Source organism: Duodenibacillus massiliensis (assembly GCF_928721995.1).
Lineage (GTDB): Bacteria > Pseudomonadota > Gammaproteobacteria > Burkholderiales > Burkholderiaceae_F > Duodenibacillus > Duodenibacillus massiliensis.
The window spans coordinates 1,468,787-1,489,121 of record NZ_OV788642.1 but is presented as its reverse complement, the minus strand read 5'-3'; the positions used below and the strand labels follow the sequence as shown (position 1 = coordinate 1,489,121).

The window sequence follows — 20,335 nt, the reverse complement described above, 5'->3', positions numbered from 1 at the left end:
GAAACGGCGTCATGCCGGAGACCGGAAATAAACCCGGCCTCATTTTTCAGGCTGTCAGGAGCGTCTGGGCAGCAGCGGCTCCGTGAGACCGGCAACACCGGTGAGAACGAGCGACATCAGCAGCGCAAGCTGCGGACCCTGCCATCCGTCCTTCGGGTCATACCATTCCTTCACGTTATGGTTGTTGCCTTCAGCGCCGCCCCCGCCGATCGTGGTGGCGGGAACACCGCAGTTAATGGCGATATTATGATCCGTGGAGGCCGCGTCATAGCGCTTGAGTTCAAGGCCGAGTTCCTGCATGGCCGCCCGCGCTGCCTGCAGCACGGGCGAATCATCGGACTGCTGGCCGCCGGGACGGTGTCCGATCGGCTCAAGACGCAGCTTCACCGCCTTCTCGCCTTCGGCGTTCCAGCGTGCATTTTCTTCCTTGCAGGCCTGTTCAAAAAGCGGCAGGATCTTCGCTTCAAGTTCATCGAGTTCCTTGCTGCCGGCGCTGCGCATATCAAGTTCCATCTCGCAGTGCGCCGCAATGGAATTCACCGTGGTGCCGCCCGCGATGGTGCCGCAGGTAAAGGTCGATCTCGGATCGGGGCAGGGCTGCACATCGGCCACCTTGGCAATGGCCCGACCCATGGCATGAATCGCTGAGGGCGTACCGAAATCCTTCCAGGAGTGTCCGCCCGGGCCGTCAAAGTGAATACGGTAGCGCTTGGAACCGGTGGCTGCGCAGAGCAGACGCCCCACGTCCACACCGTCAACGGAAATAAAGCCGTCGATTCTGATGCCGGACTTGTGGAAAAGGAACTTGGAACCTCTCAGATCCCCGTTGCCTTCTTCACCGACCGTACAGGTGAAATAGATGTCGCCGACGGTCTCAATTTTCTTTTCCTGCAGGGTGCGCAGCACCTGAAGAATGACCGCAAGACCGCGGGCATCGTCGCTGATGCCGGGGGCATGGCAGACACCGTTTTCGTCGATACGGACCTTGACGTCGGTGCCGGCCGGGAAAACCGTATCCTGGTGCGCTGCAAGCACCAGATGCGGGCCTTCGCCCTTTAAGGTGCCGCGGCGGATGCCGATGACATTGCCTTCACTGTCCATGGACACTTCGGTAAGGCCCAGCTCCTTCAGGCGGCGCATCAGATCCTGACCGCGAACAGTCTCATGAAAGGGGGGCGACTCAATCTCGGTGAGTGCAATCTGGTCCTTCAGGGTCAGATCGGCATCGCGCTTTACTGCCTCCAGACAGTCGGCAATACGCTGATCCGCCTTCAGCTTGGCGGCCGCTGCCGCCACATCCGCATGCACTGCGGCGAGTTCGGAAGGTTTTGTCATACGTCATTCTCCAAAAATAACTCACCGCATGATACTACACACTATTACCTAAGCCGGCAGAATCAGTGTTTCAGTTTCAGACCGGCAAAAGCCGCAGCCATGGCGCCTGCCGGCATCTTCGCAGGAAGCTTGATGTGAAGCTCATGTTTGGCGGCCGGCTTGTGGTGTTTCACCGGTGCGCCCTTACCGGTTTTCATGCTGAGGGCAATACGCTTTCTTACCGTATCCACATCAAGCACGCGCACATGCACAATGTCACCCACCTTCACCACATCCCGGGGGTCTTTCACGAAGCGGTCGGCAAGCTCCGAAACATGCACCAGGCCGTCCTGATGCACACCGATGTCAACAAAGGCTCCGAAAGCCGCCACGTTCGTGACGACGCCCTCAAGCTGCATGCCCGGGGTGAGATCCTTAAGTTCGTGCACACCTTCGGCAAACTTGGCCGTTTTAAATTCAGGACGCGGATCGCGCCCCGGCTTTTCCAGTTCGACAATGATGTCGGTCACTGTCGGAAGCCCAAAACGGTCATCCGTGAAGTCTGCGGCATTAAGACCGTGAAGCACTTTCGTGTTGCCGATCAGAGAAGTCACGGAAAGTCCCGTCTTTTCAACGATTTTTTCAACCACAGGATACGATTCGGGGTGTACGGCCGAGGCGTCCAGCGGATTTGTCCCGCCCGGAATTCTCAGAAAGCCCGCGGCCTGCTCAAACGTCTTGGCGCCGAGCCTTGGCACGTTCATCAGCGACTGACGGTCGGCAAAAGCGCCGTTGGCGTCACGGTAGGCAACAATGGCTTTGGCTTGCGAGGCGCTCAATCCGGCAACACGCCCCAAAAGAGCGGCTGACGCAGTGTTGACGTCAACCCCGACGGCATTGACGCAGTCTTCGACCACCGCGTCAAGCTTGCGTGCAAGTTCCGTCTGATTCACGTCGTGTTGATACTGCCCCACGCCGATTGCCTTGGGATCGATCTTCACCAGTTCGGCCAAGGGATCCTGCAGGCGCCGGGCAATGGAAACGGCACCGCGGTAACTGACATCGAGTTCCGGCAGTTCCGCCGCCGCTTCGGCAGAAGCCGAATAAACGGAGGCCCCGGCTTCGCTGACCACTACCTTTGTGAGCCCGAGCTCGGGATAGTGAGCCAAAAAGTCCCCGGCCAGTTTGTCGGTTTCGCGGCTTGCTGTGCCGTTACCGATGGAAATGAGTTTGCTGCCGTGATGCTTTGCGTAAAGCGCGAGCATCTTGATGGACTTATCCCACTCACGGCGCGGCTCATGCGGAAACATCACACCGGTTTCCAGCACGGCGCCCGTTTCAGAAATCACGGCCACTTTCACACCGGTACGGATACCGGGATCAAGACCAATCACGCCCTTGTGCCCCGCGGGTGCGGCAAGCAGCAGATCCTTGAGGTTTGTGCCGAAAACGCTGATCGCTTTTTCCTGAGCTTCATCCCGAAGCCGCGAAAAAAGCTCTGTTTCCAGGGTTGTAAGGCACTTCACGCGCCACGTCCAGCGGATCACGGACGCAATCCACTGATCTGCCGCACGCCCCTCGTCATGCCAGCCGAGAAAATCCGCAATCAATTTCTGACAGGGATGTACCGGCAGCGCTTCCTCTTCTTCCGTCAGAAGCATCTTGAGCGTGAGACCCCCCTCCTGACGGCCTCGGAAAAGGGCCAGGGCACGGTGGGAAGCAACCTCATTTAAGGCTTCGCTGTAATCAAAATAATCACGGAAATTGGCCGCTTCGGGCGTCGCTTTCTTTGCTTCATCGACCGAAGAAACAATAAAGGCATGCTTCCAGAGCCAGGCCCGCAGCATCTCAAGCATGTCGGCGTTTTCCGCAAAACGCTCGGCCAGAATATCGCGCGCACCGTCAAGCGCCGCCTTGGTGTCGGCCACACCTTTATCGGCCGAAACAAAGGCCTGCGCTTCGGCCTGAGGATCAAGTCCGGGGTTCTTCCAGAGCTTATCGGCAAGCGGCTCAAGGCCGGCCGCGACGGCAGCCTGCGCACGCGTCTTACGCTTGGGCTTGTAGGGGAGGTAAAGGTCTTCTAGACGCTGCTTGGTGTCGGCTGCCTCAAAGGCCTGCCGCAGTTCTTCCGTCATCTTGCCCTGCTCCTCAACCGAAGCAATCACGGCGGCACGGCGCTCTTCAAGCTCACGTCCGTAAATGAGAAGTTCCTGCAGGTTTCTGAGCTGTGTATCATCAAGTCCGCCCGTGACTTCCTTACGGTAACGGGCGATAAACGGAACCGTTGCACCTTCATCGAGCAACGCCACCGCAGCGCTTACCTGCGCCGTGCGGGCCCCGATCGTTTCGGCAATATGACGGGTAATGCGGGCCTGAGCCGCCAAATCAATTTCTGTCATGCTGAATAAAAAACAAAACTAAAAACCTGCGTCGTGCGCAACGGCAGAGGCAAGTGCCTGGTCTTTTGCAACCCATGCCTTCTTCCGCAGCACTTCCTCATATTCCGGATATTTTTGTCCGGGTTCTCCTTCATAGGAGAACCTCAGCAGAAAAACACCCTCTCTTTCAATCAGACGCACTGTCAGACGGGAGGCCGGTAGCGCCTGCTGACGGCTTACGTCAAAGATGACGGCGTCCTGCGTCACGGTCACCCGATCCTCAAAACTGACTTTCCCGGCCTGCAGCGACCGGTGAAAGACGATTTTTTCCGGTTCAGAGCTGTCCTGCGTCAGAGCATTCATCTGAAGCCCTTCGGCGTGCATCTCGGGGTTTTTCACAAAACGGACAAGCCCGTCAATCACACGTGAACGCAGTGCCTCAGAAGCTCCGGCATCCGCGCAGACCACGCTGCCCAAAAGGACTTCATGCTCAAAAACAGGCTGCAGATCCTCTGTCATAAAAACACTCACTTCCTACAGCGAAAAAGAGGCATTTCTGCGGCTGCCGCGCAGACGCACTTCGAGCCACTGACTGTAGCGGCTCATCACAAAGCTCGCGGAAAAATAAATAGCGGCAATGAAAATGTAGCCTTCCCGGAAGAAATCCCGCCACTGAGCGTCGCCGAGCGCAAGCGCAAGGCTGCCCGTGAGATCAAACATGGAAACCACGGTCACAAGCGACGTATCCATAAAGGTTGAAAGCAGCGAATTCACAAAGGCCGGAATCACCGCGGCAAGCGCCTGCGGAAGGATCACATAAAGCTGACTCTGCCAGGCTTTAAGCCCGAGCGAATCCGCGGCCAGAAACTGCCCCTTGGGAATGGTCTGCAGGCCACCTCTGACGGTCTCAGCCATATAAGCAGCCTGAAAAAGAATAATGCCCCAGGCCACGCGCCAGAACGGATCAATGCGTACGTCAGAGGGCAGAAGCAGCGGAAACACGAAACTAGCCACAAAAAGGACTGTGATGAGGGGCACCCCGCGGACGATCTCAATGTAACCTGCCGAAACCATTCTCACGAGCGGCAGAGAGCTGCGCCTTCCCAAAGCCAGCACAATGCCGATGGGCACCGACACCGTCATTCCGAGAAGCGTGAGAATGACCGTCAGAGGCAGACCGCCCCAGCTGTCGCTGTCAGCGGGTTTAAGCCCGAAAACGCCGCCCGCCATCAGGGTGAAAAACGCCGCCATGACAACAACCCATCCGGCAATGAGCCACTTCACATACGGTTTTTTCCATGTGACGGGCCACGCCGTCACAACGAGCATGACAAGGATCAGAAGTGTTGCCAGTGCCGGGCGCCACTGCTCATCGTAGTTGTAGCGGCCAAACAGAATCAGCCGCCACTTTTCAGTGATAAAGCCCCAGCAGGCCCCGCCCGCTTCATAGCAGGCCTTGGCATCGGCCCGGAAAACAGCGTCAACAATGCCCCAGCGGACGAGATACACAAAAACCACCGCCAGGAAAAAACCGGCGACGATGGTGACGCCCGTGGCCGTTTTCGAATAGAAAAACCGGTTTTTGATCCGGTCGGTGAGGGTCGGCCGAAAGTCAGGGCTTAAGGTCTGAGTGCTGTCAAACATGTCTGCCGCTCCTAACGTGAGACGCCGACAACGCGGGCGTTTAAAGCATTCATCAGCACACTGATCACAAGGTTGATGCACAGATACACCGCCATGATGATGACGATGATTTCAAGCGCCTGTCCGGTAATATTGATGGAAGAATTACCCACCGCCACAAGATCGGGATAGCCGATCACCACCGCCAGCGACGAGTTCTTCGTGAGATTCATGTACTGGCTTGCCAGGGGCGGCAGTGCCAGACGCATGGACTGCGGGAAGATGACATAACTCACCACCTGCATTTTGCTCATGCCGAGCGCCCTGCCCGCATTCCACTGTCCGACGGGCACCGCCAGAATGCCGGCACGGACAATTTCGGCAATCGCGGCCGACGTAAAGAGCGTGAGCCCGAGCCAGAGCGCGAGAAATTCAGGGGACAAAGCCGCACCGCCTTCAATGGCAAAGCCGTTGATCACGGGCTTACTCCAGCCGCCCACAAAGCCGAAAAGAACCCATATGACAATGCCCATCAGCACAGCCGCACCGAGCCCAGCCAAATTCGCCGCAAGATCGGTCATCGTCTGCCGGCAGTAAAGGCGAACCAGAAATAGCGTCAGCAGAGCCGCCACCAAAGCTGCCAAAAGCGAAAGCATTTCCTGATTGGGAACGGCCACCTGAAGCCCGGCCTTGGACAAAAGGGCCCAAGATCCGGCGTGCAGCGCTTCGGTGCTCATCGGCAGCAGTTCGGTAATGAGCAGGTAAATGGCAAAAAGCTGAATGATGAGGGGAATATTGCGGTAAAACTCAACATGCGCGGTACCGAGCATGCGGATCACGGGATGGGCCGTAAGCCGCATCAGACCGACAACAACCCCCAGAACCGTCGCGGAAATCACTGCGAAAAAGGACACTCTCAGAGTGTTGAGCAAACCGATGAAAAACGCCCGCGCAACGGAGTCAGACGACGCAAAAGGCAACACTGCCTCGCCGATTTCAAAACCGGCGGCATTTTTCAGAAACTCAAAGCCGCTGCGGATATTGCGCTGCTCGAGATTGTCGGCCACGTTACCGGCAAGCCACCAGACAACAGCCGCCACGATCACAAGCACCAAAAGCTGCAGACTCCGGTTTTTTCGTTTTTCGTGCGCAGCTCTTTTTCTGTAGGCCTCATCACCGATTGTCTGTAGCTCATCTGTCTGCATCTGCTGATCCGTCTGAGAACGCCGGCTGCCGGTACTGCGGCAGCTCCTGAAAAATGAGGATTATAAAAAAGCGCCTCCGTGCGCCATACGCAAAAGCGGGCACACCTTAAAAAAAAGATGCCCCGCCTTTTTACTGCGGCAAGCGTACAAACCCGTGCCGCAGTCAGAAGCTCAAACAATGCTTACCGGATCGGAGGCGCGTACAGAATACCGCCGTTGGTCCAAAGGTTGTTCAAACCGCGGGGCAGGTTCAGAGGCGTCTGCGGTCCGAAATTCTTCGTCCAGCTTTCTCCGTAGTTTCCGACCTGTTTGATGATGCGGTAGGACCAGTCCTTGTCAAGGCCGAGAAGCTTGCCGGTATCGTCACCGGTGCCGGTCAGACGCATCACCTGGGGCACCTTGCTTGTCTTGCGCTTTTCATCGACGTTGGCAGAGGTAAGACCGTTTTCCTCAGCTTCCACCATCGTGTAGAAAGACCAACGCACAATCTGGAACCACTCATCATCGCCGCGGCGCACGGAGGGCCCGAGCGGCTCCTTGGAAATCGTCTCCGGAAGGATCACGAAGTCACCCGGATTGCGGGCACGCGTACGGGCGCCCGCAAGGTCACTCATGTCCGTCGTATAAACCTGGCAGCGGCCGGACAGAAACGCGCTTTGCGTGGCTTCCGTCGTATCAAACATCACCGGCTTAAACTTCATGCGGTTGGCGGCAAAGTAGTCAGCCAAAGCCTGCACGGAACTCGTGCCGGCCTGCAGACACACCGTAGCGCCGTTTAACTGCTTGGCGCTTTTCACGCCCAGCTTTTTCGGGACCATAAAGCCCTGACCGTCGTAGTAATTGATGGCGGCAAAAACGGCACCCATGCTCGCATCACGCGTCAGCGTCCAGGTCGTGTTGCGCGCGAGCATGTCAACTTCACCGGACTGCAGGGCCGTAAAGCGCTGCGGAGACGACAAAGGCACGGCCTTTACTTTGGAAGCATCCCCCAGAACCGCAGCCGCCACCGCACGGCACGTATCGACATCAAGACCGCTCCAGTTGCCGCGGCTGTCCACACTGGAAAAACCGGGAGCAGCGGTGTTGACACCGCAAATCACCTGGCCTCGGGCGCGGACCGCGTCCAAAACGGGGCCAGCCTGCACTGACAGTGCGGCACCGGCCAAGGCAACAGCCAAACAAACAGACTTAACCTGCATTGTTCATCTCCATAAATCCTGCCCGCGGCAGGCATTGTCCCGCCCGCATTGAGCGCAAAAAACACAACTGGATCCGCCGGAGTAAGTCTCCGGCAAATCAGACGGTTTCTGAGTTTAACAACCGCTGCCCGTCCGGGATATTTTTATAACTTTTTGTGTGCGGTCGTATTGGCCTGCGTCAACACGACTGAGTACTTATCCGTTGAGGACCGGGTGTCAGACGGCCGTTTTTCAGCTTTTTGCCGCCGTTTTTCTGCGCGTGGTTTTTCCTGCAGTTTTGCCTGCGGCTTTTCCGGCCGCCGGGCGCTCCTCAAACTCAAACCCGATCTTGCCGGTCTTTTTATCGAGCACCAGATAGGCCTTGAACTTACGGTGGCTGCGGTTGGAGACAAAGCCCGTCAGAAGGCTTGATTTTCCTTCCGTCAGGATCTTTTCGAGCTCTGCGGGCTCCAACGGCTGCTGCAGAATCACACGCCCGCAGCGGAAGTCACAGGTCTTGGCGCCGAGTGTGTTTTCACAGAAGTAAGAGGCAGCACCCGCGCGCACGCGACCTCCGCACTTGGGACAGACCCCCACGACCGGCAGCTCGGACACATCCGTGCCGTCGTCTTCTTTTTCACGGTCGCCGAAGTCAAACTCAAGCGCGTTGTCGGCATTAAGGCGCAGCAGGGCGGAAAAGGGCCGCCCCATCTTGCTGATAAAACCGTTTAAAGGTCCGATCTGACGCTTTTCAAGCAGCTCCTCAACTTCAGCCGGCTCGAATGTACGTCCGGCCGGGTGCTTGCTGATATGGAAATCGCAGTCCGGATTCGTGCAGGCAAAGCCGCGGTAGTTTTCCACCACGGCACCGCCGCACTTCGGACACGGATGCTTGATGTGCACGGGATGCTCGACCGGCACATCGTCCCCCTTGTACTGTTTGGCCGAATCCACAATGCCCGTGGTCATCCGGCGGATTTCATTCATGAACTCTTCGCGCGAGAGACGGCCCTTTTCAATCTGCGAGAGCTTGTACTCCCACTCACCGGTGAGTTTCGGATCCGAAAGCGCGGAAATTCCCAGGCCCTTTAAAAGCGAAAAGAGCTGCTGGGCCTTGGCGGTGGGCCGCAGTTCACGGCCTTCGCGCAGCATGTAGTTCTGATCAATCAGGTTTTCAATGATGGCAGCCCGCGTGGCCGGCGTACCGAGCCCTTTTTCAGCCATGGCGTCACGCAGTTCACCCTCGGAGACAAGTTTTCCTGCGCCTTCCATTGCGGACAAAAGCGTTGCTTCGGTATAGCGGGCCGGAGGTTTCGTCTGAAACGCGTCCGACTGAATATGGTCCGTCAGAACCTCCGCGGCGCCCTGCAGCGCGGCGAGGTCTTCCCCTCCCCCGGCCTTGCCGTAAATCTCAAGCCAGCCGGCTTTGACGAGAACTTTACCTTCGGTCTTAAAGCTGTCCTCACCCACCTTTGTGATGCGGGTTGTGACGTCATACTCGGCAGCCGGATAAAACACCGCCATGAAACGGCGGACAACAAGGTCATAGACCTTCTGTTCAGCTTCCGTGAGCGCCGAAGCCGGCGGCTGCAGGGTCGGAATAATGGCAAAGTGATCGCTGATTTTTGAATTATCAAAAATACGGCGGGAGGGCTTCACCCAGTTATTCTGCAAAATGCCCTGAGCGTAAGGCGCAAAAGCCGGTGAGTGCGCCACGACCGCAAGCGTGTCGCGCACCGTGCCGAGATAGTCCTCCGGCAATGCCCGGCTGTCGGTTCTCGGGTAGGTAAGTGCCTTGTGCTTTTCGTAAAGCGCCTGGGCAATAGAAAGCGTGGTCTTTGCGGAAAATCCGAACTTATTGTTGGCTTCACGCTGCAGACTTGTGAGGTCAAAAAGCTGTGGAGAAAGCTGCTTTGTGCGCTTACTGGACTCCGTTACCGTCCCCTTTTTCCCGCGGCAGCGTGCCACAACAGCCTCAGCCGCATCCCGGGAAAAAAGACGCTCGGCCTTTAATTCCGGATACTTCGGATCCTTCTTAAATTCTGCGTCAAACCAACGGCCGCTGTAAGAGCCGCCCGCAAAGGAAAAGTCGGCATTAACCTCCCAGTAATCCTTCGGCTTAAACGCGCGGATTTCATTTTCTCTCTGCACCACGATCGCAAGCGTCGGCGTCTGCACGCGACCGACCGTTGTCAGGAAAAAGCCGCCGCCCTGACTGTTAAAGGCAGTCATCGCGCGCGTACCGTTGATGCCGACAAGCCAGTCAGCTTCCGAACGGGATTTTGCGGCTTCCGCCAGAGGCTGCATTTCTTCATCACTGCGAAGGTTATGCATGGCCTCACGGATGGCGCCCGGCGTCATTGACTGCAGCCACAGGCGCTTAATCGGCTTTTTTGCCTTCGTTGCCTGCATGATGTAGCGGAAAATCAGCTCCCCTTCACGCCCCGCATCGCATGCGTTGACGATGGTGCCGACATCACTGCGGCGGATGAGTTTGCCGAGGTTTTTCAGTTTTTCTGCCGACTTGGCGATGGGCTTGAGATCAAATTCCGGCGGCAGCACGGGCAGATGTGCAAAAGTCCACTTGCCGCGCTTGACTTCATACTTTTCCGGGCAGGCAAGCTCCAGAAGGTGCCCGAGGGCATTGCCGACGATGTATTCATCGCCTTCGTAATAGTCGCCGTTTTTCTTCATTCCCCCGATCACACGGGCGATGTCCGTGGCAACCGAGGGCTTTTCCGCAATAATGAGTGTTTTCATGTCAATGATTCTGGGCCAAAGGCACCGGCCGAAAAAAGAACGGCAGCACACCGGCTGCCGGGGTCTTTCCTTGCCCTCCTGACTGCCTTTTTCGGCGCTGCTCCTTTTTTCAGGATATCAACTTTTGCCGCCGCGTGATAACCGCAACAGAGCGTAAAAGTGCTTATTTACCTCAGTCCAGGCGCAGATCTGCCTTCAGATCATCAATATTTTCGACCAGGCGCGCGCCCTCCCGGATGAGCTGATGATTACCCTTATACAGCGGCGAGTGAACCGACCCTGGCAGGGCCGCCACATCCCGTCCGAGGTTACCTGCCTCACGGGCCAGTCCGAGGATTGTGCTGCGGCGCTCAGCCTGAATCACCAAAAGAGCGCGGCTCAGAGCCGCGGCAAGCCACCGGCAGCGTCCGCGGCTTACGTCTGTTGCACCGGTTCCGGGGAATTCCGCCGTCACGATGAGTCCGTTGCTCTCGATGGCTTCATAGGCCCGCAGCCTTTGAGCTGAAACCCTGTCAGGGCCGCCTGCCGAACACACGATGATGCCGAGCCCCGGACGGGCGGCAGCACTCACCAGTACCTTTTCAGCAGCCGTCTCAAGAAATGAAACGGGCACCACGCCTGAAGCCGACAGTGCCGCAGCAAAATCAGCCGCATTCTCCTGTCCCTCTTTGTCGGCCGCTGCGGTAACGGCAAGGAGCACTCGTTCTTTTCTCAGAAGCGCTCTTTGCCCGCGGATAAAAAGCAGCGCCGGCGGTTCCCCCGCATGAATCAGTGCCTGCGGATAATCGTCATCGGTAAGAACCACGATATCGGCTGAAGGCGCACTTTCAAGCCAGTTAAAACTTTTCTGCGCCGTTTCCTCAGTCTGCATCGAAAGCAGTGCGGCGGCATCGTCCATCCCGATCACTTTTGCAAGCAGCCGTTTCGGCGCGTCAAAAACATCCTCCGGCGTGCCGAAAGACCGGATCAGCGCCGTCACGGCGCGCACATTGCCTCCGAAAACACAGGCAATTTTGAGCCAGGCAAGAATCTCCTCTCGGCTTTTGCCGCCTTTTTCTGCTTTATCTATGGTTTCCATCAGCGGTTTTATACCTGTAGAACACTGTATTTGCTGTATTCTGTCAGCCAACGCGAATTTTTTCTGGAGACAACTCCGTGGCTTTACTGCCTATCGTACAGTACCCCGATCCCCGGTTGGCCGAAAAGGCGCAGCCGGTGACCGAGTTCAATGATGAATTAAAACAATTGGCCGCCGACATGGCCGAGACGATGTACGCCGCACCGGGCGTGGGGCTTGCCGCCCCCCAGATCGGCAAACTCATCCGTATGATGGTCGTGGATATCAGTGAAGACAAAAACGACCTGAGAGTTTTCGTTAACCCGGTAATTGAGCCGCTTTCCGATGAAGTCGTTGACTGTGAGGAAGGCTGTCTGTCGCTGCCCGGCGTCTATGAGAAAGTAGAGCGCCCCGCCCGCGTCCTCATCAAGGCACAGGACCTCGACGGTAAACCCTTTGAGATGGAATGCGATGAACTGATGAGTGTCTGCGTTCAGCACGAAACAGACCACTTAAACGGCATCGTATTCGTGGACCACTTAAGCCGCCTGAAAAAGAGCCGCACCGTCGCTAAGCTTGCCAAACTGCGGCGTGAGAAAGCCCGCGAAGCCAAGGAAAAAAGACAGTAATGCATCAGGCCTTACTCTGCTAACCGTTACAAAAGCGCACCCGTAGCCGGCGTGCGCTTTTTACTTGGCGGAAAAGTCCGGTCCCGCTCCGTAACAGTGGGCCGCGACAGCACGGGCAATCTCATCGATATGAGCAGGGGGCAGGTCGTGCCCCATGCCTTCAATGCCTAAAAACCGGGCACCCCGGATGTTTTTGGCAATTTCCATACCGGCAGCCTTCGGCAGCAGCGGATCCGCCAGTCCGTGCACCACGAGCGCAGGAACAAAAAGCTGCCGCAGGGCCTTTACGCGGTTACCGGAGGCAAGAATCGCCATGAGCTGCCGGGCCGTGGCTTTTTCCGGATCTTTTTGCTGAGCCGCCGCCCTGAGGACCGCATCCAGATAATCGTCCGGGTACGTATTTCCCTTCGTTCCGATCACGGCAAAAAGTTTTCTCAGTGCCTCTCTGGCTTCGGCCGCGTCAGCGGGCGGCTTTGACGCAGGCAAAACCGCTGCCACGGCCTTAAGTTTTCCCAGGCCTGTTCTCGGATTTCCGCAAGCCGTTGACATACAGACAAGAGAACTCACGCGCTGCGGCGCCTCAATGGCCATACACTGAGCGATCATGCCGCCCATGGAAATTCCTGCCACGGCCGCCTTTTCCAGTCCGAGCCTATCCATCAGTGCAAACACATCGGCGGCCATGTCTTCGAGCCGATAAGGCGCCTTAACCCGGCAGCCGATCAGATAACGGGCAATGGCGCACACAACCTGCCGGCGGCTCACGTCTCCTTCTGCGGCGGGGCTTGCCCCGCTGTCACGGTTATCCGGAACGATCACATACAGGCCGCCCTGCACCAGATCAGCAATAAACTGCCGCGGCCAGGCTGCCGCAGGCGTACCGAGCCCCATCAGAAGAATGATCGGCGGCAGATGCGGGTCACCGTAAGTTTTATAGGCCAAATCCACAATCTGATTCTGCTCTGACACTTTTGTCCACCGGATAAACGAACAATACTGTTGCCTGCGAGACTAGCAGAAACGTCCGTATTGTGACGGTTGTGCAGGTACAATTTCCCGCTGAAGTTTCTTTCCCCGGAAGTCCCCGGACACCGGCATTTTCTGCCGGTTCTTCTCAGAGAGTTCACGTATGCGCATTGCCTTTGCTGGAACGCCTGCTTTTGCCGCCGCCGCTTTATCCGCACTGCATGAGGCCGGTCACGAAATCGTGTTGGTGCTCACACAGCCGGACAGACCGAGCGGACGCGGCATGAAGCTGCATCCGAGTGCCGTCAAAACTGTTGCCGTGTCCTTGGGACTTCCGGTTCTCACTCCGGTGACGCTGTCGGTGAAAAAGTCGCCCGAAGAAGCCGAAGAAGCCCTTAAAGCGCTGGAAAACTGCGGCTGCGACGTGTTTGTTGTGGCTGCCTACGGACTGATCCTGCCGCAGCGGGCTTTAGACGCTGCCAAGGGCATCGGCGCCGACGGCACGATCCGCAGCATCAACATTCATGCTTCGCTTCTGCCGCGTTGGCGGGGCGCCGCGCCCATCACCCGGGCCATTGAATCGCAGGACGCGCAGACCGGCATCACGCTTATGAAGATGGATGCGGGGCTTGACACCGGCGACATGATTGAAAGCCGCGCCGTGGAAATTACGGCAACGGATACCTCAGAGACTCTGACGGAAAAGCTCACGCAACTCGGCGCCCGGATGATCACTGACGCCCTTTCGCGTCCGGCCGGGCTGATGGCAGCGGCTCAGCCCGCTGAAGGCGTGACCTACGCTCACAAGATCCTTAAGTCCGAAAGCCCGGTTGACTGGACAAAAAGTGCGGAAGAAATCGCCGCCCGTATCCGGGCTTTCTGCCCCTTCCCCGGCTCGACCGCACAGCGTAACGGTGAAACGTTCAAAATCTGGTTTGCCGGCGTCTGCAGCGGTCAGGGACATCCCGGGGAAGTCCTCAGCTGCTCTGCCGACGGCGTCGTGATTGCCTGCGGCAGCGGTGCAGTCTGCTGCACCCGGCTTCAGCGACCGGGTAAACCCGCCGTTGCCGCCCAGGCCTTTATTCAGAGTTCAGGCATTCAGCCCGGTGAGGTGCTCTCATGACAAGCATTGCCTTTCGGCGCTCTCTGAAGCTCACGGCCGATGCACTGCAGCTGATGCGCACCGGCTCAACACTTGAAAAAGCCCTGTCAGCTGCGTGCGCTCAGGCCAGGCCTGAAGAAAAAGCAGCCGTTCAGTCCATGCTTTACTCCTGTGCCCGCCGCGCCTACCTGTGTGAAGCCCTGATTGATCAGCTCGCGCAGAGACCTCCGCTTCCCGCGGTGCGTAATCTCCTTTCTGCGGGCTTATGCGCGCTCTGCGATTTTCCGCAGAAAAGTTATGCCATTCTCAACGAGGCTGTGACGGCAGCCAAAGCCGATCCGGAAACGGCGCCTGCCGCGGGCTTCATCAATGCCTGTCTGCGGCGCTTTACCCGCGAGGCCGAAAAACTCACGGACTTTGTAAACCGCGATCCCTGCGTGCGTTTTAATGCGCCGCGCTGGTGGATTGAGCGTCTTGACCGGGAATTCGGCCGTGCGGCTGCCGATGAAATTTTGGCCGTACAGAAGAAAAAACCGCCGCTCACGGTCCGGGTGAACCGCCGCAGAACGACCGTTTCCGCCTGGTGTGAAACAGCCCGCAGTCAGGGGCTTACGGTCGCTGCCGTGGAAAATGAAGCCGTGGTCATTAATGAGGCCGTGCCTGTCGGAAAAATTCCGGGCTTTAACGAAGGGCTCGTCAGCATTCAGGATGCCGGCGCACAGCTTGCCGCGCATCTTCTGGCGCCTGAAAACGGAGACCGGATACTGGACGCGTGCGCTGCACCCGGCGGCAAAACAGCACATCTTCTGGAACTGGCTGATTGCTCAGTAACGGCGCTTGAAGTCGATCCCCTGCGCGCCGGCAGAATCACGGAAAATCTGGACAGACTCGGTCTTACGGCCGAAGTCCGCACCGCTGACGCCGCTGACACCGCCTCCTGGTGGGATAAGCGCCCCTTTGACCGCATATTGCTTGATGCCCCGTGCACCGCAAGCGGCATCGTCCGGCGTCACCCCGACATTGTGCTTTCGAGAACCCCGAAAGACATCGCTTCGTTGGCAAAGCAACAGTATCGGCTTCTTGAAGCACTGTGGCCGTGCCTAAAGGTTGGCGGAAAGCTGCTCTATGCCGTATGCTCAGTATTTGAGGAAGAAGGCCGCGGCCAGGTCAGATCCTTTCTTTCCCGGCACGCTGATGCAGACATCGTCAAAACGGCCTGCGGGGCTGAACTGCTGACGCTCATGCCGCACGAATCCGGAAAGGATTCCTACGGCTTTGCCGGTCCGCATGACGGCTTCTTCTATGCCCTCATAACAAAGCTTGACTGACTGCCGCCATGATTTCGCGCCGTGCGCTCTGTACCGGTATTGCCCTGTCGCCGATTCTGTTGTCGGCAGGCACGTCCGTGCGCGCAGCAACGGCAGAAGTACAGCTGATGCAGGCAGGGCTTGAGCGCATCGTGCGGGATACAACGCCCGGACTTTACCTGACGGCCGACTGGGAGTTTGATCTTCCTGACGGTCTTGTCGACAGTCTTCGACGCGGCATCGCCCTTTATTTTCTCTACGAATTCAGACTGGAGAAGCCCCGCTGGTACTGGATGGACAAAACGGTTACGTCCTCCCAGCTCGTGCAGCGTATCGGCTACAGCCCGCTCTCACGTCAGTACCGCTTCTCCCGGGGCGGTCTCACGCAGTCGTTCGGGACGCTTGAAGAAGTCCTTCCGCTCTTAAAACACATCGGCGACTGGCGGGTGGCTGATGCCAATGCCGTTGACGACACAGACAAATTCATTGCCGAAACGAAAATGAGCCTTGATGTCTCCCGTCTGCCAAAGCCGCTTCAGGTCAGTATCGGCGGCAATTCCGACTGGGCTGTTGAAAGCAGCTGGGAAGAAATCCCTCTTACGGCTGCGCTTACGAGACGCTAGGAGTCTTTTATGCCGCGCTGGTTTCGCTACTGTGTCGGCTCACTGATCTGCATAGCCGCGGTTCTGCTCTTTCTGGTTGCTGCGGGCGGCGCCAATTCCGTTCTCTTTGACCAGTGGTTTCCCATCCTTCTGGTCTGCAACATTTTTGCCGCGGTAACGCTTTTTATTTTCGTTTCCGCCGTGATCTGGCGTCTGGTCAAACGCTACCGGGAAAAGCTCTTCGGCTCACGCATGACCGGGAAACTCGCCCTGGTGATTTCGCTCATCACGGTTTTTCCCTGTCTTCTTATTTACCTCGTGTCAAGCCAGTTTATCGGCCGCTCGATTGACTCCTGGTTTGATGTCCGTGTCGAACACGCTCTGGATTCCGGCGTAGCACTTTCCGGCGAAATCATCGAGCGCGAGCAGCAGCTCGTGAAACTGACGGCGCTGCGGATGGCAAAAAGTCTTTCCTCTGTTCCCTACGCGGACCTCACGTCTGAGCTCACACGGCTTAAGGAAACCGCTGACATTACGACGGCCGAACTCTTTGACGGCAATGCCAAACGGCTTTTCACCGCGGCCGATGATGCCCCACAAAGCGGCCTGGTTCCGTCAAAAGATGAACTCGCCAAAGCCCGGGAGCAAAGAGGCATCACCTCGCTTGAGGGCGACTCCGCCGAAGGGGATGAACCTCTGAGAATCCGGGCCCTGGTTCCGGCAGGCACTGTCCGTACGCCGCAGGGAACGACCCGGCTATACCTGCAGCTCACTCAACAGGTGCCCCCAGGCCTTGCCTCCAACGTCTCCGATCTCGTCAACGGTTTTCGAGACTACCAGGAGCTTGTGCTCACCCGCGGCGCACTCAGAGACATTTACGGCGTAACGCTTACACTGGCCATGCTCATGGCAATTCTCGGCGCCGTCACCGCGGCACTGCGCTTTGCCGGCAATATGGCCGCTCCCGTTTTACAGCTTGCCAAAGGCACACGAAAAGTCGCTGAAGGCGACTTGCGGCCGATCCGCGAGTACCCGGGCAACGATGAAATCAATGAGCTCACGCAGTCCTTTAACTCCATGATTTTCCAGATTGCCGAGGCAAGAACCCTCGTGGAAAATCAGAGACTGCAGGCAGAGCAGGCCCGTGCTTCGCTTGAACGGATTCTGAGCAATATTTCTTCCGGCGTTCTGGTGGTCGACTCAAAACTGCATATCAGTACCGCCAACGTCGCGGCAAGCACCATTCTTAAAAACAAACGGATCGGCGTGGGCGCGGTCCTCCCCGACATCGAACCGGAACTGGCCGAAGCCATCCGCAATCAAATCCGGCTTGCCGACAAAGACAGCATTCACACTGAACTCGAGCTGCATAAGGGAGAAACGGCCGAGCCTCTTGTCATCTTCTTAAGAGGCGCCCGGATTGACCTTGATAACGGTGAAGGCTGGGTGATTGTTTTTGACGACATGTCGGCCATGATTGACGCGCAGAAGGCGCTTGCTTGGGGTGAAGTGGCAAGACGCCTTGCGCATGAAATTAAAAATCCGCTCACACCGATCCGGCTGGCCGCCGAGCGCCTCAACATCAAACTCACGGGTAAGCTCGATGCAAAAGACGAGACTCTGCTTCACAGAGCCTGCAGCACCATCGTGAGCCAGGTCGATGCGATGAAGCAGATGGTTAACGACTTCCGTGACTATGCAAGGCTCCCTGCGGCCGTGCTTGCTCCCCTTGACATCAATGCCTTTTTAAAGGAGCTTGAAGCACTTTACAGCGCTGCAGGCACACCGATTGAACTCAACCTGACCGAGTCCCTTCCGGCCGTCAATGCCGACAGCAACCAGCTGCGGCAGGTCATCCACAACCTGGTGGGCAATGCGCTTGACGCAACGGTTGAAACGAAGGAACCGGAAATCCGCATCTCCACGGGGATTGTGGAGACAACCGGATCCGTCCGTGTCGTTCTGGAAGACAACGGCCCGGGTTTTTCACCGGATATCCTGTCTCGGGCTTTTGAGCCCTACATCACGACCAAGGCCACCGGTACCGGGCTCGGTCTTCCTATGGTGAAAAAAATTATTGAGGAGCATCACGCCAAAGTCACCGTCATGAACCGTACGGATAAGGACGGTCATGTCTGCGGGGCTTCGATTACAATGATCTTTCCCGGCCTGCAGTCCGCGGCATCACGAACGTCCGATGCCGCATACTGAGAACCGGCCGGCATAAGCACAGAAAAGAACCGGACCTTTTGCGCAGAACCGTTGTTGTCACAACGTATGCGCTTCCGTTTTTTACAGTTAAAATCAAACACTGTTCGCTTAAACCGTCTGATTTCGAGGATTTCTAGAACAATGGCAAAGATTCTGGTCGTGGACGATGAAATTGGTATCCGCGAACTTCTGTCGGATATTCTCTCCGACGAGGGATACACCGTAGAGACCGCAGAAAATGCCGAAACGGCACGTCGTTTGATTACGACTGAACCGTTTGATCTGATCCTTCTGGACATCTGGATGCCGGATACGGACGGCGTGTCGCTTCTGAAAGAGCTCAATGTCCGGCACCTGTTGCACTGCCCGGTGCTGATGATGAGCGGCCACGCAACGATTGAAACAGCGGTTGAAGCAACGAAGTTCGGGGCGCTCGACTGTCTTGAAAAGCCCATCTCCATGCAGAAACTGCTGCAAAGCGTGGAGCACGGCCTTCAGGTACACGAGCGGATTCAGTCCATGGCCCGCTACCGTCCCGAAGAGAAGAAAGCCCCGGAAGTGAAGCTCCCTGAAGAACCCGTGATGCCGATTCCGGAAGAGCTCCCGATTTTTGAAATCAAGGGCACGGGCATCGTCATTGACTTTAATAACTCACTGCGGGAAGTCCGTGAAACCACGGAACGAGCCTATCTGAAGGCTCTGATGAACTACGAAAACAACCAGATGACGCGTGTTGCCCGCAGAGCCGGTCTGGAAAGAACGCATCTGTACCGTAAACTCAAGGCGCTCAATATTCCTATTCCGCGCCATGCCGCCAACGAGCCTCTCGCAAAACTGTCCGAAAGCGCAGAAGACGGGGAACCGGCGCAGAGTTCATCCCTCGGATAAAAGCTCATCTCTGTGTTAAGAGATGAGCCTTGCGCTGTTTCACTGCCGTTGTTTCCCGGCTAGGGCACACCCCACATGATGCTCACGCCCGCATCCTGCGACTTTTTCATCATTTCCAGCAGAGGGTACACCCGTACGGAAAAGGGCACCCGCTGCGCGGCCTCGGTGCGTTTTTTCTCGCGTTCGTCTTCTTCGGCGTAGCTCAGATAACGGCTGCTTTGTTTCTCTTCGAGTTCCTGCTGACGCTTTTCCTCGGCTAGACGCTCTTTTTCAAGCTTGACGGCAGCTTCAAGCCTGGTAATGAGATCCGGCAGGTCTTCCGGCGGAATACTGCCCTGCTCCGAATACCCCCGTCCCCAGACTTTGCAGACCTGAGAAAAACTTGCCGGCATCATGTAAAAGCCAGCGGCAGCCTTTGAACGAAACTCGATTAACGCCATGTTTCCACTCAACAAAATTAACGAGAGATAACGTAAATTACGATGTTTTTATATAGTTTTAAATAAAAATCAAACCATCTTCTTCAGTTTACCCTCAAAACAAACACCATCTTCACTGCATTTTCAGCGATTTTAGCGGTGCGGGCAGCCGATCGCTTGCTCAGGTAGACTTACGCCTGTCTGAAAAAAGGCTCCTGTCCGGAGCGCTAATTATCCGCATCGTGTCCGTCTCCGTCTTCATTATTGCTCATGCCCCGCTTGCGAGCGCACTCAAATCCTGTGCAGCGCATGTCTACAGCTTCGACAAAAGAACGGCTGAGCGTATCCGGGCCATTGACGTACTGCCTGATGCCGATGCCGATGCCGTAGCCGATCTTGCCAAGGTGGCCGTCAGTGCCGACAGCGATCATGACGGAGCGCTCATCCTCACCGATGTGGTCGGAGCAACGCCCTCAAACATTGCCGTCAAACTGCTTTCGCTCAGCAACACCGCCGTGATTGCCGGCGTCAACCTGCCGATGGTTCTCACGGCGCTCTGTCACTGGGATGATTCGCTTGAAAAAGTGACGGCTCTTGTGAAAGAAGCCGGTTCCGGCAGTATCATGCAGGAAATACTCCAACAGTAGAGGCGGTGCGCTCCTGCGCATCAGAACCGAAGCCTCTTTTCATCGGGTT

General features: G+C 56.9%; 16 protein-coding genes and 1 pseudogene. 7 read left to right on the top strand and 10 right to left on the bottom strand.

Translation table 11 applies throughout. The features are described from left to right. Positions 1-54: 54 nt before the first annotated feature. The 8 genes and pseudogenes from NXF97_RS06830 to NXF97_RS06795 form a co-directional block, all read right to left on the bottom strand. Positions 55-1,335: a M20/M25/M40 family metallo-hydrolase gene (locus NXF97_RS06830; protein ID WP_022372335.1), complete on the bottom strand. Its 1,281-nt coding sequence runs from the start codon at positions 1,333-1,335 to the stop codon at positions 55-57. Between the two features lie 62 nt (positions 1,336-1,397). Further along, entirely contained in the window at positions 1,398-3,713 is a 2,316-nt protein-coding gene (locus NXF97_RS06825) for a Tex family protein (RefSeq protein WP_274955529.1), read from the bottom strand. Positions 3,714-3,731: 18 nt separating this feature from the next. After that, on the bottom strand, positions 3,732-4,211 hold the full coding sequence (locus tag NXF97_RS06820; RefSeq protein WP_274955528.1) for a hypothetical protein: 480 nt from the start codon (positions 4,209-4,211) through the stop codon (positions 3,732-3,734). Between the two features lie 15 nt (positions 4,212-4,226). Further along, the gene (locus NXF97_RS06815; RefSeq protein ID WP_074008562.1) at positions 4,227-5,336 is read right to left on the bottom strand and encodes an amino acid ABC transporter permease; all 1,110 of its coding nucleotides are present in this window, start codon (positions 5,334-5,336) and stop codon (positions 4,227-4,229) included. Positions 5,337-5,347: 11 nt separating this feature from the next. Next, on the bottom strand, positions 5,348-6,520 hold the full coding sequence (locus NXF97_RS06810; RefSeq protein WP_074008563.1) for an amino acid ABC transporter permease: 1,173 nt from the start codon (positions 6,518-6,520) through the stop codon (positions 5,348-5,350). 182 nt (positions 6,521-6,702) lie between these two features. Next, positions 6,703-7,719 (bottom strand): amino acid ABC transporter substrate-binding protein, encoded by a 1,017-nt coding sequence (locus NXF97_RS06805; protein ID WP_074008564.1) that lies wholly within the window; start codon positions 7,717-7,719, stop codon positions 6,703-6,705. A gap of 258 nt (positions 7,720-7,977) precedes the next feature. Further along, positions 7,978-10,458, bottom strand: a pseudogene (locus tag NXF97_RS06800) (DNA topoisomerase III); the annotation flags it as partial. Positions 10,459-10,630: 172 nt separating this feature from the next. Continuing rightward, positions 10,631-11,536: a DNA-processing protein DprA gene (locus tag NXF97_RS06795; RefSeq protein ID WP_274955527.1), complete on the bottom strand. Its 906-nt coding sequence runs from the start codon at positions 11,534-11,536 to the stop codon at positions 10,631-10,633. A 77-nt stretch (positions 11,537-11,613) separates the two neighbouring features. Here NXF97_RS06795 and def point away from each other — a divergent pair, with 77 nt between their 5' ends. Continuing rightward, positions 11,614-12,144 (top strand): peptide deformylase, encoded by a 531-nt coding sequence (def, locus tag NXF97_RS06790; protein ID WP_022372343.1) that lies wholly within the window; start codon positions 11,614-11,616, stop codon positions 12,142-12,144. 60 nt (positions 12,145-12,204) lie between these two features. On the opposite strand, the gene NXF97_RS06785 is transcribed toward def, so the two are convergent. Beyond that, positions 12,205-13,113, bottom strand: a complete 909-nt coding sequence (locus NXF97_RS06785; protein WP_274955526.1) for an alpha/beta fold hydrolase — start codon at positions 13,111-13,113, stop codon at positions 12,205-12,207. Positions 13,114-13,273: 160 nt separating this feature from the next. On the opposite strand from NXF97_RS06785, the gene fmt reads away from it, so the two are divergent. The 5 genes from fmt (at position 13,274) to NXF97_RS06760 (ending at position 19,220) form a co-directional block, all read left to right on the top strand. Then, on the top strand, positions 13,274-14,233 hold the full coding sequence (gene fmt, locus NXF97_RS06780) for a methionyl-tRNA formyltransferase (RefSeq protein WP_074008566.1): 960 nt from the start codon (positions 13,274-13,276) through the stop codon (positions 14,231-14,233). Next, positions 14,230-15,540 (top strand): 16S rRNA (cytosine(967)-C(5))-methyltransferase RsmB, encoded by a 1,311-nt coding sequence (gene rsmB, locus NXF97_RS06775; protein WP_074008567.1) that lies wholly within the window; start codon positions 14,230-14,232, stop codon positions 15,538-15,540. The genes fmt and rsmB overlap by 4 nt, the downstream gene beginning before the upstream one ends. An 8-nt stretch (positions 15,541-15,548) precedes the next feature. Then, positions 15,549-16,142, top strand: coding sequence for a DUF4390 domain-containing protein (locus NXF97_RS06770; RefSeq protein ID WP_074008568.1), 594 nt, complete (start codon positions 15,549-15,551; stop codon positions 16,140-16,142). Between the two features lie 9 nt (positions 16,143-16,151). After that, a complete protein-coding gene (locus tag NXF97_RS06765) occupies positions 16,152-18,332 on the top strand; it encodes a sensor histidine kinase (RefSeq protein ID WP_274955525.1) in 2,181 nt (726 codons plus the stop codon). A 141-nt stretch (positions 18,333-18,473) separates the two neighbouring features. Beyond that, positions 18,474-19,220 (top strand): response regulator, encoded by a 747-nt coding sequence (locus NXF97_RS06760; protein ID WP_022372351.1) that lies wholly within the window; start codon positions 18,474-18,476, stop codon positions 19,218-19,220. Between the two features lie 59 nt (positions 19,221-19,279). On the opposite strand, the gene NXF97_RS06755 is transcribed toward NXF97_RS06760, so the two are convergent. Next, a complete protein-coding gene (locus tag NXF97_RS06755) occupies positions 19,280-19,660 on the bottom strand; it encodes a DUF1840 family protein (RefSeq protein ID WP_022372350.1) in 381 nt (126 codons plus the stop codon). 221 nt (positions 19,661-19,881) lie between these two features. On the opposite strand from NXF97_RS06755, the gene NXF97_RS06750 reads away from it, so the two are divergent. After that, positions 19,882-20,286, top strand: coding sequence for a PTS sugar transporter subunit IIA (locus tag NXF97_RS06750; RefSeq protein ID WP_274955524.1), 405 nt, complete (start codon positions 19,882-19,884; stop codon positions 20,284-20,286). Positions 20,287-20,335 lie beyond the last annotated feature (49 nt).

Coding starts and splice junctions, on each gene's coding strand:
- NXF97_RS06830 (WP_022372335.1), bottom strand. CDS start 1,335: ATGACAAAACCTTCCGAACTCGCCGCAGTGCATGCGGATGTGGCGGCA.
- NXF97_RS06825 (WP_274955529.1), bottom strand. CDS start 3,713: ATGACAGAAATTGATTTGGCGGCTCAGGCCCGCATTACCCGTCATATT.
- NXF97_RS06820 (WP_274955528.1), bottom strand. CDS start 4,211: ATGACAGAGGATCTGCAGCCTGTTTTTGAGCATGAAGTCCTTTTGGGC.
- NXF97_RS06815 (WP_074008562.1), bottom strand. CDS start 5,336: ATGTTTGACAGCACTCAGACCTTAAGCCCTGACTTTCGGCCGACCCTC.
- NXF97_RS06810 (WP_074008563.1), bottom strand. CDS start 6,520: ATGCAGACAGATGAGCTACAGACAATCGGTGATGAGGCCTACAGAAAA.
- NXF97_RS06805 (WP_074008564.1), bottom strand. CDS start 7,719: ATGCAGGTTAAGTCTGTTTGTTTGGCTGTTGCCTTGGCCGGTGCCGCA.
- NXF97_RS06795 (WP_274955527.1), bottom strand. CDS start 11,536: ATGGAAACCATAGATAAAGCAGAAAAAGGCGGCAAAAGCCGAGAGGAG.
- fmt (WP_074008566.1), top strand. CDS start 13,274: ATGCGCATTGCCTTTGCTGGAACGCCTGCTTTTGCCGCCGCCGCTTTA.
- rsmB (WP_074008567.1), top strand. CDS start 14,230: ATGACAAGCATTGCCTTTCGGCGCTCTCTGAAGCTCACGGCCGATGCA.
- NXF97_RS06770 (WP_074008568.1), top strand. CDS start 15,549: ATGATTTCGCGCCGTGCGCTCTGTACCGGTATTGCCCTGTCGCCGATT.
- NXF97_RS06765 (WP_274955525.1), top strand. CDS start 16,152: ATGCCGCGCTGGTTTCGCTACTGTGTCGGCTCACTGATCTGCATAGCC.
- NXF97_RS06760 (WP_022372351.1), top strand. CDS start 18,474: ATGGCAAAGATTCTGGTCGTGGACGATGAAATTGGTATCCGCGAACTT.
- NXF97_RS06755 (WP_022372350.1), bottom strand. CDS start 19,660: ATGGCGTTAATCGAGTTTCGTTCAAAGGCTGCCGCTGGCTTTTACATG.